The sequence below is a fragment of the Vibrio sp. 2033 genome (assembly GCF_033339735.1).
The window spans coordinates 1-854 of record NZ_JAWOVC010000202.1; the positions used below are offsets into that span (position 1 = coordinate 1).

Consider the following 854-nt stretch of genomic DNA (forward strand, 5'->3'; position numbering starts at 1 on the left):
TGACTTCTGGCACTGCGGTCGCAAACTTGTTGCCTGCGGTAGCAGAAGCTAAATTAACGGGCGAAAAACTGGTTTTGCTTACCGCTGACCGCCCTGTTGAACTCGTCGGTTGTGGCGCAAACCAAGCAATTAATCAGCTTGGGGTTTTTTCGCATCATGTATCGGAAAATTTGAACTTGCCAAGTCCGAGCTTAAATACGCCGCTCAACTGGTTACTCACTTCGGTTGATGAGGTGATGTTTAACCAGCAGTTACATGGCAGCGCGGTTCACATTAACTGCGCCTTTCCTGAGCCGCTGTATTCTGACGGGGAAAAAAGCGCTTACCAAAGCTACCTGAACAGTGTCGAAGCGTGGCGCAAAGGCGGTCAAACATATACTCAACGATTCGTCAGTCCATCATTTCGTGACATTCCATTTTGTGCTGATAGAAAAGGCGTGGTTGTTATTGGCAGCTTACTTGCTGATCACGCGCAAGCGGCAAAAGCGTTTGCACAGCAAATGGGGTGGCCTGTATTGGCGGATCCGCAAAGTGGAGTTAGCTCCGATTGGTCACACTATGATTTGTGGTTACAACAGCCTAAGTTGGCCAGCCAACTCGACGAATGTGATTTGGTGCTCCAGTTTGGTAGCCGCATCATATCTAAGCGATTGAACCAATGGATTAATAAACAGGTGTCGCAAAGCCAACAAGGCCGAGATGTTCAGTACTGGTTTATCTCGCCAAGTTTAAGCCGAGATAACCAAACACACCTTCCGCAATTGCATTGGGCTGCATCACCTAAAAGTTGGGTCGAGCGTGTTGATGTTAAGAGCTCAAGTACTCAAGGGTGGGCTGATGGATTGCTGACCGAT

General features: G+C 48.4%; 1 pseudogene. It reads left to right on the forward strand.

The window, feature by feature from the left end:
• A pseudogene (locus tag R7P74_RS25580) lies at positions 1 to 854 on the forward strand (thiamine pyrophosphate-binding protein); the annotation flags it as partial.